Below are 16,048 nucleotides of genomic sequence, written 5' to 3'. Positions count from 1 at the left end.
CCGCGGCATGGATGCCGCGGCCAAGCCTCCACGGACGGATTCACGGCGTCCCCCGCAAACCCATCCCGCCTGGCCAACCCCCAGGCTTCTGCCTTCAGATACCGACCCACCACGAGGGGCTGCGCCGTTGGCTGGAAACCTAGATCGGTGCCAGCGCGGTGAACGGCGCCCACGGCAGGTTGCGCAGCAGCGCATACCCGGGCAGCACCCAGAGCCAGAACACGGGATTGGCCAGTACCCGCATCAGCGGGTCGAGCACGCGCGGGCGAATGCCGGCGATGTTCAGCAGCATCAGCAACAGGAACGGCAGGCTGATGACCAGCAGCGGGTTCATCGCCATCGCGCCCGGAAGGTCGAAATGGACCAGCGAATACAGGCAGCGCGTGCTGCCACAGCCCGGGCAGTACAGGCCGGTCAGCGCGTACAGCGGGCAGCTCGGCAAGGGATTGCCGGCGACATACGGATTGACGTTGCGCAGCACCACCGTGGCACCCACGGCCAGGCCGGCGGAGACCAGCAGCGGCGCCCAGCGGGCGAGTCGGGAACGGGCGGGAAGCGCGGACATGCAACAACGGATCCGGCGCAGGCGCCGGATCCGTCCAGGCGTATCAGTAGCCGCTGTTGCTCATCGCGCCCATGCCGCCGAGCACAACGAAGAACAGCACGTACAGCACGACCACCACGACCCAGGCAATGGCCGACCAGATGGCCCACTTCTTGGCCTTGGCGGCCGAATCCTGGGCGCCGGCGATGTCGCCCGCAGCCAGCTTGCCGTTGACCTGTGCGGCGTAGACGATCGAGACGATGCCGGCCGGCAGACAGCAGAACAGGGTGGTCAGGATGGCCCAGACCAGGTTGTTCGGGACCTGCGGAGTAGCGGTGTTCATGGGTTCAAGCTCCTTGATGGGTGGTGGTTGTGAATCATTGGTCGGAAAGAGCGCCCAGTACGGCCAAGCCGCCGAACAGCCCGAACCACAACAGCAACAGGACCGGCAGGGTCACGGCCGAAGCCACCGCCCACCAGCCCGCCTTGCGCGATGCGCTATACGCCCCCGGCAGGTCGCCGGCCGCGCGGCGGCCATCGACCTGGGAAGCGTAGACGATCGACACCACGCCCAACGGCAGGCAGCAGAACAGCGTCGTCAGGATCGCCCAGACCAGATGGTTGGGGATGTAGACCGGACGGCTGAGCGGTGGTGGTTGATTCAAAGCGAGACTCCATTCCTTGGTGGCCGGCCATGATGCATCGGCCGGACCTCCCCCCTGTGGGTGCGTAATCTACCGCAACCGGCGTTGCATGTATGCGTTTACATGCACGGCATGACGTGCTCCCCACTGGACGGTGGCGTATGCGGGGAGGTCGCCGGGCCCGCCTGGCGGGCCGTTCCGGTCAGGCGTGATCCCCACGCAGGGCGCGCACCCGGGCTTCCAGCGCAGGGGCATCGGTGCCGTGGCCGTCCACGGCCGGAGCCGCCACCACCTCGACGGTGGCGCGGAAGCGGCGCGGCACGCGCATGCGCCCGAGGCGGCTGTCGCGGCGGCTCCACATGCTCGACCACATGCCACGCAGCGCCATCGGCACCACCGGCACCGGCCGCCGTTCGAGGATCTTCTCGACGCCGGACTTGAACGGCGCCATCGTGCCGTCCCTGGTCAGTGCGCCTTCCGGGAAGATGCAGACCAGCTCGCCCTCAGCCAGCGCAGCATCGATCTCGTCGAACGCGCGCTGCATCAATGCCGGGTCTTCGCGCGCACCGGCGATCGGGATCGCCTTGGCGGTGCGGAAGATCCAGCGCATCACCGGGATGTTGAAGATCTTGTAATACATGACGAAGCGCACCGGGCGCGGGATCGTCGCCGACAGGATCAGCGCGTCCATGTAGCTGACATGGTTGCAGACCAGCAGCGCGGCGCCTTCGTCGGGCACATTGGCCTCGATGCCGTGCGGGCGCAACCGGTACAGGGTGCGCACCATCACCCAGCTGAGGAAGCGCATCAGGAATTCGGGGACGATGGTGAAGATGTAGATCGCCACCAGCGCGTTGGCAATGGCCAGTGCCAGGAACTGCTGCGGAATGGTCCAGTGCAGCAGCTTGTGCGCGGCCAGCGACAGCAGGGCCGCGCCGACGATGAATCCGGAATTCTGGATGTTCAGCGCCGCGAACACGCGTGACATCTGCGCCTTCGGCGTGCGGCTCTGGATCAGCGCGAACAGCGGCACCACGAAGATGCCGGTGAACAGGCCGATGCCGATCAGGTCGATGACGATGCGGAGGCTGCCGGGCTGCTGCAGGAAGGTGCCGACGGTCAGCCCGTGCACGGCGGCCTCGCCGCTGCGGGCGAAGTACAGATCAAGCAGGAACGCGGTCATGCCGAACGCACCCAGCGGCACCAGGCCGATTTCCACCGTGCGTGCCGACAGCTTTTCGCACAGCAGTGAGCCGACGCCGGTGCCGACCGAGAACAGGGCGAGGGCGAAGATGTACAGGGTCGGCTCGCCGCCGAGATTGGTCACCGCGTAGGCCGGCAGCTGCGAGGTCAGCACGGTACCGACGAACCAGAACCAGGACACGCCCAGGATCGCGTTGCGCACCGCCTTCTGCTGGCGCGCCATGCGCAGCACCGCCAGCGATTCCGGCAGCGGGTTCCAGTTGATCTTCAGGTTCGGGTCGCCGGCGTCGACCTTGGGAATCAGCCGCGCGGCGATGTTGCCGCAGATGGCCAGGCCGATGATCGCGCACGCCGCCACCACCGTGCCGTGGCTGCCGGCCACGGTGAATACCAGTCCGCCGACGATCATGCCGGACAGGATCGACATCGACGTGCCCATCTCGACCAGGCCGTTGCCACCAGTCAGTTCCTCGGGCTTGAGCACCGACGGCAGTACCGAGTACTTCACCGGGCCGAACAGGGTCGACTGCATGCCGGTGCAGAACAGCGCGATCAGCAGCACCGGCAGGCTCTGGGTCAGGAAGCCGGTGGCGGCCAGCGACATGATCACGATCTCCATGGTGGTGGTGATCACGATCAGCCGCGATTTTTCCAGCTTGTCGGCAATCTGCCCGGCCAGTGCCGAGAACAGGAAGTACGGCAGGATGAAGATGGCTGGCGCCAGCGTGGCGTACAGCCCCAGTTCCTCCTCCGGCACGGCCATGAACAGCAACATGCTGATGATCGCCTGCCGGTAGACGTTGTCATTGAATGCACCGAGCGCCTGTACCACGAAGAACGGCAGGAAACGGCGCTGGCGCAGCAGGGCGAACTGGTTGTGACCGGACATGGAGCCTCCTTGACCGGCGCAGCCTAGCATTCCTGCCCATCCACCGGGACCATGGCCGGATGCATCCACGCATGGCGTGGATCGACTGAAGCCCGACGACGGTGGGTGCGGACCTGTGGGTGCGGACCGTTGGTCCGCACACCTGCCGGCTGACTCAGACGATGTCGTCGACCACGCCGCCATCCACGCGAAGCGCCGCGCCGGAGGTGGCCGAGGCCTGCGGCGAGGCCAGGTACACCACCATGTTGGCCACTTCCTCGACCGTTGCGGCACGCTGGATCACCGAGGACGGGCGATGCTCCATCACGAACTCGCGGCCGATCTGCTCCAGCGGCTTGCCGCTGCGCTGGCGTTCATCTTCAAACATCGCGGCGAAACCGTCAGAGAGCGTCGGACCGGGCAGTACGGCATTGACGGTGACGCCACTGCCGGCCACGCGCTTGGCCAGGCCGCGCGACAACGACAGCTGCGCGGTCTTGCTGACCCCGTAATGGATCATGTCGGCCGGGATGTTGCGCGCCGATTCGGAGGAAATGAACAGCACGCGGCCCCAGCCGGCATCGACCATGGCCGGCAGCAGCGCACGTGACAGGCGCACGCCGGACATCACGTTGGTCTGCCAGTAGCGCTCCCAGGTGGCGTCGTCGGTCTCGAAGAAGTCCTCGGGGCCGAAGATGCCGGCGTTGTTGACCAGGATGTCGACCTTGGGCAGGCCGGCCAGCAGCGTTTCGGCACCGCTGGCATCGGACAGATCGGCGGCGACACCGTGCAGGTCGGCGCCCGGCACGGCGCTGATCAGCCGCTGGCGTGCGCGTTCGATACTGTCGATGCTGCGGCCGTTGAGGACCACCGTTGCACCGGCCGCGGCCAGGCCCTGTGCGATGGCGAGGCCGATGCCGGCGGTGGAGGCGGTGACCAGTGCGGTGTGGCCGCCGAGTTCGATCTTCATGGGGACATCCAGGGCAGGGGGATGCCCCAGTATCGATCCGGCGGCGTGATCGGGATGCAGCGCAGGGCGCAACGCGTTGTTGCACGCGGCGTGGTGGATCCACGCCATGCGTGGATGGCATGCCTGATCCAGCGCTGAGGGATCAGGTCAGGCTGGTCACCGCTTCATTGGCCGCCGCCCGTACCTTCGGCAGCAGGCGCAGCACCAGCGCCATCTGTGTGCGGATCAGCTGCAGCTTCGGTGGCATTGCCTCGTCGATCTGCTCCAGCTCGGCGGCGACTGCGCGATCCGCATCGTTGTCGTCCTCCGCGACCGGCTGCCGTGCGGTCAGCGCCGTCGCCAGCTGCTGCAGTGCCTTGCGCACGCGATCACCGGCGGCCAATGCCAGCGGATCGCCGGCATAGCTGTCCACCTGGTCGCGATGTGCGCCCAGGGCCGACAGGTGGCCGAGCAGGGTGTTGGACAGGGCCAGGAAGTGGAAGCCGGCATCGAGGTTGCGGCGCACGTGGCCGGGCTCGCGCAGCATGTTCGACAGCGCGGTGGACAGCGCCGCGTCGGCGTTGTGCATGTCACGGCGGGCGATGCGGTAGGCGAGGTCGTCGCGCATGCCGCTGCGGTATTGGCCCAGCACCGAGTCCAGGTAACGTGCGGCGGTATCCAGCACGCGCGCCAGTACGAGATGCAGCTGGCGGCCCTGCCAGTCGGGCAGGATCAGGAACGCCGCCGCTGCTGCGATCGCGCAGCCCAGCACGGTGTCGACCATGCGCGGCACGATCAGCACGAAGCCATCGCCGATCAGGTTGAAGCAGGTCAGTGCCATCACCGTGATGGCTGCCGACGCCACCAGGTAGCGGTCGGTGCGGGTGAAGAAGAACAGCAGCGCAGAGAGCAGGGCGATCAGCAGCTGCACGTGCAGCTGCGGGAACAGCTGCAGCAGCGCCCAGGTCAGTACCAGGCCGGCCAGGGTGCCGACGATGCGTTGTGCCAGGCGCTGGCGGGTGGCGCCGAAGTTGGGGCGGCACACGAACACGATGGTCAGCAGCACCCACGAACCATTCTGCGCATTGAACAGGCGGATCGCTGCAAAGCCGGCGATCAGCGCCAGCGCCATGCGCAGTCCGTGGCGGAACAGCACCGAGCCGGGCGTGAGCTGCTGGCGCAGGCGCACGCCCATCTCGCGCAGCGTGTGCGGGTTGCTGTCACGCAGGCGGGTATCGACGTTGTCGAGGCTGGCCTCGGAACGTTCGGCGTCGAGCAGGCGGCGCTCGATGCTGCGCAGGTTGTGCACCAGCAGGTCCAGCGAACCGAGCAGGCGCTGCCACTGTGGCCGCTGCTGGTCACGGAGGTAGGCCAGTGCATCGGCCAGGTCGCGCCCGGCCTGCTGGTTGTTCTCGCCATACACGAACGGGCGGCGCAGGCGGATCGCCTCGCCCAGCCGCGCGCACGCCTGGCCCTGCAGATCGAGCAGGCGCTGGCAGCGGTACAGCACGTCGCTGTGGAAGAAGGCATCGACCAGCGCGCCATACGGGTAATGCGAAGAACTGGCGCGTTCGTGGAAATCCTGCGCCATGTAGTACAGGCGCAGGTACAGGCCGGAGTTGACGCCGGGCCGGCCGGAACGGCCGAAGCGCGCCAGGATCGCCGTCTTCGCCTCGTTCAGCGCGCCGACCACGCGGCGGTTCTGCTCGGCCAGGTCGAGCTGGCGTCGCTGCAGGTCGGCCTCGCGCACCGGTTCGAACAGGGCGGCTTTCAACTGCAGGTAGCGGCCCAGTTCCAGGTACAGCCGTGCCACGCGCTCGCGCACCGGCCGGTTGGCGAACAGCGCGGTCCACAGGATCGACAGCAGGCCGTACCAGACCGCACCGGCCAGCAGGTGGCTGACGGCGTCCAGTGCGCTGTGCAGGTCGCTGGCACCATGCTGCTCCAGGCCGATCATGGTGTAGATCGCCAGCGTCACCGTGGCCTGGGCAATGGACGCATAGCGCTCGCCGAGCGCACCGAGCAGGGTCAGGCCGAAGGTGGACAGCGCCAGCGCGCCGATGAAGACCCACGGCCACGGGAACAGCCAGATCACCGATGCCGCGGCGATGCAGAAGCACAGCAGTGACAGCAGCACGGCCTTGGTCCGGCCCCACCAGTTGTCATCGGTCTCGGCGATGGCGCTGGCGATGATGCCCAGGAAAACGCCGGGCAGGGCGGTCAGCGCATCCAGCTGCCAGCACGCGGCCACCGCTGCCGTGAGGGCGATGAACACCCGCAGGCCGTAACTGGCCTTCTCGTGGGCCCACAGGCGGCTGAGACGGGATTGTCGGGCGGACATGCAGGCTCGGTGGAAGGATCTGCCACCATTATTGCGGGCTGCGCGTGAAATATGCAGTGCGGACCACCACGGTAGTGCCGGCCGCTGGCCGGCAGATGCGCCGGGGAAGCCGGCCAGTGGCCGGCTCTACCGAGCTAGGCCCGCTGCGCTCGCTTGAGCAGCTTCGCCTCGCGCTTGCGTGCGCGACGCGCCCGCCAGCGTTCGGCCAGGCACGAGAAGATCACGTACAGCGCCGGCGTGCTGAGCAGGGTCAGGCTCTGCGAGAACAGCAGGCCGCCGATCATCGCGATGCCCAGCGGGCGGCGCAGCTCGGAGCCTTCGCCGAGGCCGATCGCCAGCGGCACCGCCGCCAGGATCGCCACCATGGTGGTCATCATGATCGGGCGGAAGCGCACGATGCTGGCCTCGCGGGCGGCGTCGCGCGGCGCCAGCCCGTGCTCGCGCTGTGCTACCAGCGCGAAGTCGATCATCATGATCGCGTTCTTCTTGACGATGCCGATCAGCAGCACCAGCGCGATCATCGAGATCACCGACAGCTCGGTGTTGGTGCCGAACAAGGCCAGCAGCGCACCCACGCCCGCCGCCGGCAGCGTGGACAGGATGGTGACCGGGTGGATCAGGCTCTCGTAGAGCATGCCCAGCACCAGGTACACGGTGAGGATCGCCGCCAGCACCAGGATCAGCATGTCGCTGGGGTCGGAGTTGAACCCGAAGCCCGCATCATCGGCCAGGCGGATGTCGCCCGGCATGCGCATGCCGGCCACGGTCGCATCGATGATCGCCTTGGCCTCGCCCATGCTCACGTCCGGAGCCAGGTTGTAGCTGAGGTCCATCGTCGTGTACTGGTTTTCATGGGTGATCTGCGACGGTGCCAGCCCCGGAATCTGGGTGGCGACCGCGGTGATCGGCACCATGTCGCCGTTGCGCGCCCGCACGTACACCTCATCCAGCGCCGCCGGCGTGGCGGTCTGCGAGGGCAGGGCGTTGACCACCACGCTGTACTGGTTGATGTCCGAGTAGATGGTCGAGATCTGGCGCTGGCCGAAGGCTCCGTACAGCGCGCCATCGATGGCGCCGACGGTGATGCCCAGGCGCGCGGCCTTGGCGCGGTCGATCTGGATGTTCTGGCGCAGCCCGGCGTTGTCGACATCGGTGCCGACGTCACGCAGTTTCGGGTTCTTCTTCAATTCCGCCTGAAGCTTGGGCAGCCATTCCTGCAGTGCAGCCAGGTCGTTGCCCTGCAGCGAAATGCGGTACTGCGCGCCCTGGCTGGAGCCACCGCCATCGTTGCTGGGAAGATCCTGGATCGCGCGCAGGCGCAGCTGCAGGTCCGGGTAGCGGTCGGCCTTGGCACTCAACCGCGCCAGTGCATGCGCGGTGGTTTCGCGGCGGCCGTCGCTGCGCGATTTCAGCTCGATGTTGAACTGCGCGCTGGAGCCCTGGCGGCCGCTGCCCAGGCGTACGCCCACGGTCTTCACCGCCGGGTCGGCCATCAGCATGTCGGTGATGCGGCGCTGGCGGGCGACCATGTCCTCGAAGGAGACGGTGGCGCTGGAGTTGGCGCGGCCCCAGATCAGGCCGGTGTCCTGCGGCGGGAACGCACCCTTTTTCACTGCACCGAACAGGAACACGGTGACGCCGATCAGGATCAACGGGGTCAACGACATCAGCAGCGCGTGGCGCAGCGAGAAGTCGAGGAACACGGTGTAGATGCGCAGCATGCGCTCGTGGCCGGCATCGAGCCAGCGGCCGAAGCGCGACGGCGGCGCCGCGTGGTCGTGCGCGCTGAGGAAGCGGCTGCACAGCGCCGGGGTCAGCGTCAGCGAGACGATCATCGAGACCACGATGGCCGCCACCAGGGTGACGGTGAATTCGCGGAAGAACGCGCCCATCATGCCGCTGGCGAACAGCAGCGGGATGAACACAGCCACCAGCGAGGCGGTGATCGAGACGATGGTGAAGCCGATCTCGCGTGCACCGGTCAGCGCCGCCTGCATGCGCGGCATGCCCTCGTCGAGGTGGCGCATGATGTTCTCGATCACCACGATCGCATCGTCGACCACGAAGCCGATCGCGATCACCAGCGCCAGCAGGCTCAGGTTGTTCAGGGTGAAACCCATCACGTACATCACCAGCGCGGCACCGGCCAGCGACAGCGGCACGGTCACCGCAGCGATCAGCGTCGGTGCCAGCCGGCGCAGGAACAGCGCCATGGTCAGCACCACCATCGCCAGGCTGATCAGCAGGGTGATCTGCACTTCATGCAGCGACGAGCGGATGGTCGGCGTTCGGTCGAAGTACGGCGTCATCGTGGTGCCTGGCTGCAGGTAGTCGCGCAGGGTCGGGATCTGCGCCTTGACCCGGTCCACGGTCTCCACGATGTTGGCGCCGGCACGGGTGAACACGTACATCACCACCGCCGGCTTGTGGTCGAACCAGGCCGCCTGGTAGGCGTCCTGCTGGCCGTCGTAGACGTTGGCGATGTCCTTCAGGCGGATCACCCGGCCATCGCCCTGGGTCTTGACCACCAGGTCGGCGAAGTCGGCCGCACGCGCCACCGAATCGTTGGCGATGATCGCGGTGGTGGTGTTGCCATCGCTGAGGAAGCCGGTGGGCGAGGTCACGTTGGCCGCGCGCACGGCGTTGCGCAGGTCGTCGGCGGTCAGGCCGAGGGCGTTCATCAGGCGCAGGTTGACGTCCACGCGCACGGCCGGCGTCGAGGCACCGGCAATGTCGACCGAGGCGACGCCGCTGATCTGGCGGATGCGCTGCGCCAGCAGTGAGTCAGCGACGTTGTACAGCTCCTCGGCCGACTGCGTCTGCGAGGTCAGCGCGATGGCGATCACCGGGTCATCGTTCGGGTTCGCCTTCTGGTACATCGGCGAGCCCATGCCCGAGGGCAGGTCGGCCTGCGCCGAGTTGATCGCGGTCTGTACGTCCAGCGCCGCCGAATCGATGTTGTGACCGCTCTGGAAGATCATGAACACCAGCGAGCTGCCTTCCGAGCTCGACGAGCGCATGCGGTCGATGCCCGGCAGCTGGCCCAGGTGGCGCTCCAGCGGTGCGGTGACCGTGGTCGCCATGGTGGCTGCATCGGCGCCGGACTGGCTGGCGTGCACGAAGATCACCGGGATCTCGATGTTCGGCAGTGCCGACACACCCAGGCGCAGGTAGCAGATCAGGCCGACCATGAACAGGCCGATGGCCAGCAGCGCGGTGCCGATCGGGCGGCGGATGAAGGGGCCGGACAGGTTCATCGTGCGGCCCCCCGCAGCAGCGGGGCGTGGATCATGCCTGCGGCTCCTGCAGCGAACCGTTGCGCAGCGCACGCTGTTCGCGGCGGCGGGCCAGCCACTCGGAGAAGCGCTCCATGTACAGGTAGATCACCGGCGTGGTGTAAAGCGTGACCAGCTGCGACAGCAGCAGGCCGCCGACGATGGCGATGCCCAGCGGGCGGCGCAGTTCCGAGCCGATGCCGGTGCCCAGCGCCAGCGGCAGCGCGCCAAGCATGGCCGCGGCGGTGGTCATCATGATCGGGCGGAAGCGCAGCAGGCAGGCGCGACGGATCGCCTCGTGCGCGTTGGCACCGGCACGACGTGCCTCGATCGCGAAGTCGACCATCATGATGCCGTTCTTCTTGACGATGCCGATCAGCAGCACGATGCCGACGATGCCGTCCACCGACAGGCTCAGCCCGCACAGCATCAACGCCAGCAGTGCGCCGACGCCGGCCGGCGGCAGCGTGGAGATGATCGTGATCGGGTGGATGTAGCTCTCATAGAGCACGCCCAGCACGATGTAGATCACCACCAGCGAGGCCAGCAGCAGCCACACCACATCGGTCTGGCTGCCGGTGAACTCGGCGGCCTTGCCGATGAACTCGGCATGCAGGTGGGTCGGCATGTCCAGGCTGTCCTTGGTCTCCTGGATTGCACGCACGGCCTCGGACAGCGAATAGCCCGGCGCCACGTTGAACGAGACCGTCACCGCCGGCAGCTGCTGCTGGTGGCTGACCACCAGCGGCGCGCTGCTCACCTTGCCCTCGGCCAAGGCCGACAGCGGGATGATGTTGCCGGCGCCGACAGTGATGCCGGTGTTCTGCGCGCCGATGCCGGTGGCGGTGGACGAATTGGACGAGGTGACCTGGCCGAAGCTGGTGGCATTGGTGCCGGTCAGTGCGCCGGCGCCGTTGGAGGCCACGGCCAGCTGCTGCATCAGCGCGGTGCTGGTGCGGAACTCCGGTGCCACTTCCAGCACCACGCGGTACTGGTTGAGCTCGGTGAAGATGGTCGAGATCTGGCGCTGGCCGAACGCATCGTAGAGCGTGTCATCGATGGTCTGCATCGGCACGCCCAGCACGCTGGCCTTGTCGCGGTCGATGTTCAGCTCAAGCGCGCGGCCCTGGTTGGACAGGTTGTTGTCGACGTCGGCCAGTTCCGGGCGCTGGCGCAGCGCTTCGGTCAGGCGCGTGGCCTGGGTGGCCACCGTCGCCGAATCCACGTCCGACAGCGAATACTGGTACTCGGTGGCGGCCACGCGGGTATCCAGGGTCACGTCCTGCACCGGCTTCAGGTACAGCGCCACGCCCGGAATGCCTGCCACTGCCTTCTGCAGGCGTGGCAGGATTTCGTCCAGGCCGTCGCGCTGGCTGCGCTCCTTCAGCACGATCGACAGCTGGCCCTGGTTGAGCGTGGGGTTCATGCTGCCGGCACCGATGAATGCAGAAACGCCGGTCACGTCCGGGTCCTGACGCAGTGCTTCTGCGACCTGCTTGGTGCGCTGCTCCATCTGCGGGAAGGCGATGTTCTGGTCGGCCTGCACCACGCCGGTGATCAGGCCGGTGTCCTGCTCGGGCAGCAGGCCCTTGGGAATCAGCACGTACAGCAGCACGGTCAGCACCAGCGCGCCGCCGGCCACGGCCAGGGTCAGGCGCTGGTGGCCCAGCACCCAGTCCAAGCTGTGCTCGTACAGGCCGACGGTGCGTGTCCACAGGTTCTGCTTGCCGGCCGCCGCTGCGCGCTCATGCGCGTCCTCGCCCTCGGGCAGGGCATCGGGCTTGAGCAGGTAGGCGCACATCATCGGGGTGAGCGTCAGCGAGATCAGCATCGACAGCACCACGGCGATGCTCAGCACCCACGCGAACTCATGGAACAGGCGGCCGGTGACGCCAGGCATCAGCAGCAGCGGCAGGAACACCGCTACCAGCGAGACGGTCAGCGACAGCACGGTGAAGCCGATCTGGCGCGCACCGATTTCGGCCGCCTCCTTGCCACTCTTGCCCTGCTCGATGTAGCGCACGATGTTCTCGATCATCACGATCGCATCGTCGACCACGAAGCCGGTGGCCACCACCAGCGCCATCAGCGAAAGGTTGTCCAGCGACATGCCGGCAAAGGCCATCACCGCGAAAGTGCCGGCCAGTGACAGCGGCACCGCCACCGACGGGATGATCGTGGCCCACAACCGGCGCAGGAACACGAAGATCACTGCCACCACCAGGCCGATGGTCAGGATCAGGGTGAACTGCACTTCGTGCACCGAGGCGCGGATGGTCTCGGTGCGGTCGTTGAAGATCTCCAGGTGCACGTCGGCCGGCAGCACGCCCTGCAGCTGCGGCAGGATCGCGCGGATGCGCTCGACGGTCTGCACGATGTTGGCGCCGGGCTGGCGGCGCACTTCCAGCAGTACCGCCGGCTTGCCATCGGCCCACGCGGCCAGCTGGTCGTTCTCCACGCCATCGACCACGTCGGCCACGTCCGACAGCCGCACCGGGCGGCCGTTCTTGTAGCTGATGATGGTGTCGCGGTACTCGGCGGCACTGGCCAGCTGGTCGTTGGTGCCGATGCTGTAGGACTGGGTCTTGCCGTTCAACGAACCCTTGGGCGCATTGACGTTGGCCTGGGTCAGCGCGCTGCGCAGCTGTTCCAGGGTCAGGCCCATGTTCGACAGCTGCGCCGGGTTGACCTGGATGCGTACTGCTGGGCGCACGTTGCCGGCGATCGAGACCAGGCCCACGCCCTGCACCTGCGACAGGCGCTGAGCCAGGATCGAGTCGGCGTAGTTGTTGACGTCGCGCAGCGGGCGCGTGTCAGAGGTCAGCTTCAGGGTGACGATGGCCGCGTCGGCCGGGTTCACCCGGTTGTAGACCGGCTGGTAGGGCAGCGACGAGGGCAGGGTGGCCTGGCGGATCGCCGCCTGCACGTCCTGCGCGGCGATGTCGATGTCGCGGTCCATCGAGAACTGCAGGATGATCGTCGACAACCCGGCCGAGGAGTCGGAGGTCATCAGCTCCAGCCCGGAGATCTGCCCGAACTGGCGCTCCAGTGGCGTGGTGACCAGCGAAGCCATGGTGGTGGCATTGGCGCCGGGGTACTGGGTGGTGACCACCAGGCTGGGTGCATCGATTTCCGGCAGCGCCGACACCGGCAGCTTGCGGTAACCGAGGATGCCCAGCAGCAACAGCCCCGCCATCAACAGCGAGGTGGCGATGGGGCGGCGGATGAAGATCGTCGAAAAGCCCACGGACTGATCCTTGCTGGCACTTCATTGGCAGCGCCGGCGGGGATGCCGGCGCGGGAGAGGTCAGTGGCCTGCGCTCAGCGCGGGCCACCACCACGACGGCCACCGCCGCCACCGTTCTTCTGCTCGGCGGCCTTCAGTTCGGCCTCGGTCGGCGCGGCCGGCGTTTCGCCCGGCTTCAACGCGGTGACCTTGCTGCCCGGCTTGAGGCGGAACTGGCCTTCACTGACCACGCGCTCGCCACCCTTCAGGCCTTCGGCGATCTGCACCTGGCTGTCGCCCACTTCCACGCCGCTGCGCACGGTCTGCATCTTTACCGTGTTGTCGCCCTGCACGATGTAGACGTACTCGCCATCCGGGCCACGCAGCACCGCCTGGGTCGGGATGACCACGCCGCCACCGATGGTACGCAGCTGCATGCGCACGTTGACGAACTGGCCCGGCCACAGCCCGTTGTCGGTGTTGTCGAAGATCGCGCGGGCCTTGAACGTGCCGCTGTCGGCGCTGATCAGGTTGTCGACCACGTCCAGCTTGCCGTCACCGGAGAGCACGTGCGAATCGGCGCGGTCCAGCGCGGCCACCGGCACCGTGCCGGCCGCCTGCGCCTGGCGCACGTCGCCGAGCTGGCGCTCGGGCAGGTTGAACAGCACGTGGATCGGATGGATCTGGGTCAGCGTGACCAGCGCGGTACCGGCGCTGACCACGTTGCCGGCGTCGACCGCGCGGATGCCGGCAATGCCGGAGATCGGTGCGGTGACCTTGGTGTACTGCAGCTGCACCTGTGCCGAGCGCATGCTGGCCTCGTTGGCGGCCACCGCGCTTTCGTACTGTGCCACTTGGTTTCGCTGTGTATCCAGATCGGTCTTGGCGACGTACTGGCGATACTCCGGCGCGTTCGAACGCTGGAAGTTGGAGCGTGCGGTGGCCAGCAGGGCTTCGTTCTGGCGCTTGGCCGCCGCCGCCTGGTCATAGCTGGCCTGGGCGGTGCGCGGATCGATCACCGCCAGCACGTCACCCTGCTTCACTTCCTGGCCTTCGCGGAAATTGAGGCTCATCAGCTGGCCGCCCACCTGCGGGCTGACGGTGACCGTGTTCATCGCCGTCACCGTGCCCAGCGCGCTGGCGTACACCGGTACGTCCTGGCGCGTGGCGTCGACCACGGTCACCGGTACCGGGCCGGCATCCGGGTCTTCGCCGCCCTGGCGCGCGCCCGCAGCGGGTTTTCCAGCCTTGTCCTTGCCTCCGCCGGCGACGCGCAGGCCGACCACGGCCAGCACCAGTACCGCCACGACCAGCAGCACGATCTTCCAAACACGTGACATTACGAGGACTCCAAGAGGGCTGGACCGGGCGGGACCCCGGGGGCAATGCGCAAAGCATACCTGCGCCACATCACGTTTCCTGCATGACGGATGGGACGGGCGCTAAGACCGGATCCAGCCGCGGAGGTTCCCGTGGCGGCAGTGTTGCCCTACATTCAGCTGGAACCCCTTGCCGTGGAGATTGCGATGCGCCGTTCGCTGCTGTTGTCCGCCCTGTTGCTGGCCCTGCCGGCGCTTGCCCATGCCCAGGACGGGCAGCGCCCGGAAGTGACCGCCGCCGCGCAGCGGCTGCAGGCCCGGGTGGTTGAATGGCGCCGCGATTTCCACCAGCACCCGGAGCTGTCCAACCGCGAGGCGCGCACCTCGGCCGAGGTCGCCAAGCGCCTGCGTGCGATGGGCCTGAAGCCGAAGACCGGCATCGCCCATCACGGCGTGGTGGCGATCATCGAAGGCGGCAAGCCGGGCCCGAAGATCGCGCTGCGTGCGGACATGGATGCGTTGCCGGTGACCGAGCAGACCGGCCTGCCGTTCGCCTCCAAGGCCACCGACCAGTACCGCGGCCAGACCGTGGGCGTGATGCATGCCTGTGGCCATGATGCGCACACCGCCACCCTGCTCGGCGTGGCCGAAGCGCTGGTGTCGATGAAGAAGGACCTGCCGGGCCAGGTGATGCTGATCTTCCAGCCGGCCGAGGAAGGCGCACCGCCACCGGAAGAGGGCGGTGCGGCATTGATGTTGAAGGAAGGATTGTTCGCCGACTTCAAGCCGGAGGCGGTGTTCGGCCTGCATGTGTTCTCCAGCGTGCAGGCAGGGCAGATCGCGGTGCGTGGTGGCCCGCTGATGGCCGCCTCGGACCGCTTCGGGATCAAGGTGATCGGCCGCCAGACGCACGGTTCGGCACCGTGGAATGGCGTGGACCCGATCGTGGCCACCGCCGATCTGGTCGGCACCGCGCAGACCATTGTCAGCCGCCGCGCCAACCTGTCCAAGCAGCCTGCGGTGCTGACTTTCGGCGCGATCAACGGCGGCATCCGCTACAACATCATTCCGGATGAAGTGGAGATGGTCGGCACCATCCGCACCTTCGACGAAGGCATGCGCCAGCAGATCTTCGCCGACCTGCGCAACGTGGCCGAGCACACTGCTGCCGCGCACGGCGCGAAGGCAGTGACCGACATCTACGAGTCGGAAGGCAACCCGGCGACGGTGAACGACCCGGCGCTGACCGCGAAGATGCTGCCGAGCCTGCAGGCGGTGGTCGGCAAGGACAACGTGTACGAGCCGCCGCTGCAGATGGGCGCGGAGGACTTCTCGCTTTACGCGAAGGAAGTTCCGGGCATGTTCTTCTTCGTGGGTTCGACCAGCGTGGGCATCGACCCGGCGACGGCGCCGGCCAACCATTCGCCGAAGTTCCTGCTGGATGAGAAGGCGCTGGATGTTGGGCTGCGGGCGTTGCTGCAGGTGAGCCTGGATTACCTGCACGGTGCCGGCACTCCTGCGGGCTGAGGGTTTCCGGCAGGGCTGCGCCCTGCACCCGCTTGAATCAACGGCAACGGCAACGTCAAAAGCTGGCATTCCGTGGGATGGCGGGGTGGGTCCGGTTGAGGGGGACGCCGTAAACCCATCCCTGGGGGCTTGGCCGCGGCATCCATGCCGCG

At 67.4% G+C, this 16,048-nt stretch carries 10 protein-coding genes; 1 reads left to right on the top strand and 9 read right to left on the bottom strand.

From position 1 onward, the window contains the following. Positions 1-139 precede the first annotated feature (139 nt). The 9 genes from QRO93_RS18165 to QRO93_RS18125 all read right to left on the bottom strand — a co-directional run bounded on the left by QRO93_RS18165 (position 140) and on the right by QRO93_RS18125 (position 14,390). A complete protein-coding gene (locus QRO93_RS18165; protein ID WP_006473646.1) occupies positions 140-565 on the bottom strand; it encodes a DUF2752 domain-containing protein in 426 nt (141 codons plus the stop codon). A gap of 43 nt (positions 566-608) precedes the next feature. Beyond that, entirely contained in the window at positions 609-887 is a 279-nt protein-coding gene (locus QRO93_RS18160) for a CD225/dispanin family protein (RefSeq protein WP_006473644.1), read from the bottom strand. Positions 888-921: 34 nt separating this feature from the next. Next, complete coding sequence (locus QRO93_RS18155) at positions 922-1,209, bottom strand: CD225/dispanin family protein (protein ID WP_008265497.1); 288 nt, start codon at positions 1,207-1,209, stop codon at positions 922-924. A gap of 181 nt (positions 1,210-1,390) precedes the next feature. Then, positions 1,391-3,280: an MFS transporter gene (locus tag QRO93_RS18150; protein ID WP_053511604.1), complete on the bottom strand. Its 1,890-nt coding sequence runs from the start codon at positions 3,278-3,280 to the stop codon at positions 1,391-1,393. 154 nt (positions 3,281-3,434) lie between these two features. Beyond that, a complete protein-coding gene (locus QRO93_RS18145; protein ID WP_180880879.1) occupies positions 3,435-4,229 on the bottom strand; it encodes an SDR family NAD(P)-dependent oxidoreductase in 795 nt (264 codons plus the stop codon). A gap of 142 nt (positions 4,230-4,371) precedes the next feature. Beyond that, positions 4,372-6,549: a YccS family putative transporter gene (yccS, locus tag QRO93_RS18140; RefSeq protein ID WP_180880880.1), complete on the bottom strand. Its 2,178-nt coding sequence runs from the start codon at positions 6,547-6,549 to the stop codon at positions 4,372-4,374. Positions 6,550-6,683: 134 nt separating this feature from the next. Beyond that, complete coding sequence (locus QRO93_RS18135) at positions 6,684-9,806, bottom strand: efflux RND transporter permease subunit (RefSeq protein ID WP_180880882.1); 3,123 nt, start codon at positions 9,804-9,806, stop codon at positions 6,684-6,686. Between the two features lie 31 nt (positions 9,807-9,837). After that, a complete protein-coding gene (locus QRO93_RS18130; protein ID WP_053450980.1) occupies positions 9,838-13,071 on the bottom strand; it encodes an efflux RND transporter permease subunit in 3,234 nt (1,077 codons plus the stop codon). Positions 13,072-13,145: 74 nt separating this feature from the next. Further along, complete coding sequence (locus QRO93_RS18125) at positions 13,146-14,390, bottom strand: efflux RND transporter periplasmic adaptor subunit (protein WP_164087992.1); 1,245 nt, start codon at positions 14,388-14,390, stop codon at positions 13,146-13,148. A gap of 186 nt (positions 14,391-14,576) precedes the next feature. Here QRO93_RS18125 and QRO93_RS18120 point away from each other — a divergent pair, with 186 nt between their 5' ends. After that, on the top strand, positions 14,577-15,896 hold the full coding sequence (locus QRO93_RS18120; RefSeq protein WP_006473586.1) for a M20 family metallopeptidase: 1,320 nt from the start codon (positions 14,577-14,579) through the stop codon (positions 15,894-15,896). Positions 15,897-16,048 lie beyond the last annotated feature (152 nt).

Origin of the sequence: Stenotrophomonas maltophilia group sp. Smal17 (assembly GCF_030237045.1) — a bacterium.
In the GTDB taxonomy this organism is placed as follows: domain Bacteria; phylum Pseudomonadota; class Gammaproteobacteria; order Xanthomonadales; family Xanthomonadaceae; genus Stenotrophomonas; species Stenotrophomonas forensis.
Note: the sequence above shows the minus strand (reverse complement) of the source record. Positions and strands in the feature narration are given on the sequence as shown.